Annotated in this window: 3 protein-coding genes; 1 reads left to right on the top strand and 2 read right to left on the bottom strand. The window is 67.5% G+C overall.

Translation table 11 applies throughout. The annotated features are described in order from the left end of the window. Positions 1–59: 59 nt before the first annotated feature. Positions 60–329 carry a 30S ribosomal protein S15 gene (gene rpsO, locus ACFU5M_RS34380; protein WP_039799352.1) on the bottom strand — a complete coding sequence of 90 codons (270 nt, stop codon included), beginning with the start codon at positions 327–329 and terminating at the stop codon, positions 60–62. A gap of 258 nt (positions 330–587) precedes the next feature. Here rpsO and ACFU5M_RS34375 point away from each other — a divergent pair, with 258 nt between their 5' ends. Then, on the top strand, positions 588–1,406 hold the full coding sequence (locus ACFU5M_RS34375; RefSeq protein ID WP_379055781.1) for an alpha/beta fold hydrolase: 819 nt from the start codon (positions 588–590) through the stop codon (positions 1,404–1,406). Positions 1,407–1,409: 3 nt separating this feature from the next. On the opposite strand, the gene ACFU5M_RS34370 is transcribed toward ACFU5M_RS34375, so the two are convergent. Continuing rightward, positions 1,410–2,381 (bottom strand): bifunctional riboflavin kinase/FAD synthetase, encoded by a 972-nt coding sequence (locus tag ACFU5M_RS34370; protein ID WP_379055779.1) that lies wholly within the window; start codon positions 2,379–2,381, stop codon positions 1,410–1,412. Positions 2,382–2,451: the final 70 nt, after the last annotated feature.

Here is a 2,451-nt window from a genome sequence, read left to right as displayed (position 1 = left end):
GCTCGGACGCGAGCCATAAAGGGGCCGCGAACACGCGGCGCCGCAGGCGCCGCAAAAAATTACCGCCTGAGCCCGAGCCGCTCGATCAGCGAACGGTAGCGGTTGATGTCGTTGTCCTGCAGGTACTTCGACAGGCGCTTGCGACGACCGATCAGCGCCATCAGGCCGTGGCGGGTGTGGTGGTCGTGCTTGTGCTTCTTGAGGTGCTCGGTGATGTCGGCGATCCGCTTGGACAGCAGCGCGATCTGCGCCTCCGGCGAACCGGTGTCCTTCTCGTGCAGGCCGTACTCGGCGAGAATCGCCGACTTCTGCTCGGTGGTCAGCGCCATGGGGCATCCACTCCTGTTTCTCAGTTCCGCGCTCGAATGTCCGGTTACCCGGGTATGGGCGCCACCGCGGACCGCAGCAAACCCGAGGGACCACACTACCGGACCGGGCGCTCCCCACCGAAATCGCCGCCCGCGAGCCTGGCCCCCGTTCCGGCCGCGCGGCACAGGGAAGCGTAGGCATTACCTTCCGGGTAATCGACTCCGCGCAGCTCGGCTGCGAATCTTCTTGTCAGGCCGCCGAATACGAGGAGAGAAACGATGCCCTACCTGGAGACGACCGACGGCACCCGCCTGGCTTACGAGGACTACGGAACCGGAGCACCGATCGTGTTCATCGCCGGGTGGGCGCTGAACACGGAGATGTGGGAGTACCAAGTCCCCTTCTTCGTCGAGCAGGGTTACCGCTGCGTGCTGCTCGACCGGCGCGGGCACGGCCGCTCGGACCGGCCGTCCACCGGATACGACCTGGACACCCGCGCCGACGACGTGGCCGAGCTGATCGAACGCCTGGACCTGCGCGATCTCACCCTGGTCGCCCACTCCGCGGGCGGCGCGGAAGTCGCGCACTACCTGGCCAGGCACCGCACCACGCGGGTCGCGCGCATCGCGCTGTTCGCCACCACGCTCCCGTTCCTGCGGCAGACCGAGGACAACCCCGAAGGTCTTCCGGACGAACTGAGCCTGGCCTCGGTGGCGCAGTGGCGCAAAGACCGGCCCAAATGGTTCGCCGACCGCGCGCAGGGATACTTCGCCACCCATCTCGGCAACGACGTCTCCCCCGCGCTGATCGAGCACGAGACCCGCCGCTGCCTGTCCGCCGCGCCGTGGGCCACCATCGCGGTCTGGGAAACGACCTTCCGGTCCGACCACCGCGAGACTCTGCGGAATCTGCCGATACCCGCGCTGGTCGTGCACGGGGTCCCGGATCAGTCCATCCCGATCGACGCCAGCAGCAGGCGCACTGCGAAACTCATCCCGAACTGCGTCTACAAGGAGTACCCGACCGCCGGGCACGGCCTGTACATCACGCATGCCGAGCAGCTCAACGACGATCTGCTCGATTTCATGAAGTCTTGACGCTCACCCGGCGTCGACGGCGCTGAGGATCTTGCGCGCGGTCTCCACGTCGCGGCCCATGGACTCGACTAGCTCCTCCACCGACTCGAATTTGCGCTGGCCCCGGATGTGCTCGACAAAGTCCACCGCGACGTGCTGACCGTAGAGATCGGCCTCGCCGTCGAGCACGTACGCCTCGACGGTGCGGGCGCGGCCGGAGAAGGTCGGATTGGTGCCCACCGAGACGGCGGCCATGGCCCGCTCGCCCGGGGTGACGGTACCGATGGTGGGGCCGGGGCCGAGCACGGTGAACCATCCCGCGTACACGCCGTCGGCCGGAATCGCGGCGTGCATCGGCGGCGCGACGTTCGCGGTGGGAAAACCGAGTTGCTTGCCGCGGCCGTCACCGTGCACGACGACGCCCTCCACCCGGTGCGGGCGTCCCAGCGCCTCGGCCGCGGCCGCCATGTCCCCGGCATCGACGCACGCGCGGATGTAGGTCGAGGAGAAGGTCACGGCGTGTTCGGCGAGCAGGGTCACGCCGTCGACCTCGAAGCCGAAGCGCTTGCCGAGCTCGCGCATGGTCTCGACCGAGCCCGCGGCTTTCTTGCCGAAAGTGAAGTTGTCACCGACCACCACCTCGACCACGTGCAACCGCTCCACCAGCAGGTCGTGGACATAACGCGCGGGAGTCAGCTTCATGAACTCCTGCGTGAACGGCATGACGCAGAACACGTCCACGCCCAGTTCCTCGGCCAGTTCGGCGCGTCGGGTCAGGGTGGTCAGCTGCGCGGGGTGTGAGCCGGGGCGGACCACTTCCATCGGGTGCGGATCGAACGTCATCAGCACCGCCGGCACGCCGCGCGCGGCGGCGGACTTCACGGCCCGGCTGATGAGCTGCGCGTGACCGCGGTGCACGCCGTCGAACACACCGATCGTGAGGACACAGCGCCCCCAGTCCGCGGGCACCTCGTCGAGACTTCGCCATCTCTGCACGATTTAGACCCTAACTTGCAGCTCAGGAACCAACCCAACCAAACCCATCCGACCCTCATTCCAGTTTTGC

The sequence above is a fragment of the Nocardia sp. NPDC057455 genome, from assembly GCF_042802775.1.
In the GTDB taxonomy this organism is placed as follows: Bacteria; Actinomycetota; Actinomycetes; order Mycobacteriales; family Mycobacteriaceae; genus Nocardia.
Note: the sequence above shows the minus strand (reverse complement) of the source record. Positions and strands in the feature narration are given on the sequence as shown.

What these genes read in the sequence shown, in the direction of transcription:
- rpsO (WP_039799352.1), bottom strand. Translation starts at nt 329, where the DNA reads ATGGCGCTGACCACCGAGCAGAAGTCGGCGATTCTCGCCGAGTACGGC.
- ACFU5M_RS34375 (WP_379055781.1), top strand. Translation starts at nt 588, where the DNA reads ATGCCCTACCTGGAGACGACCGACGGCACCCGCCTGGCTTACGAGGAC.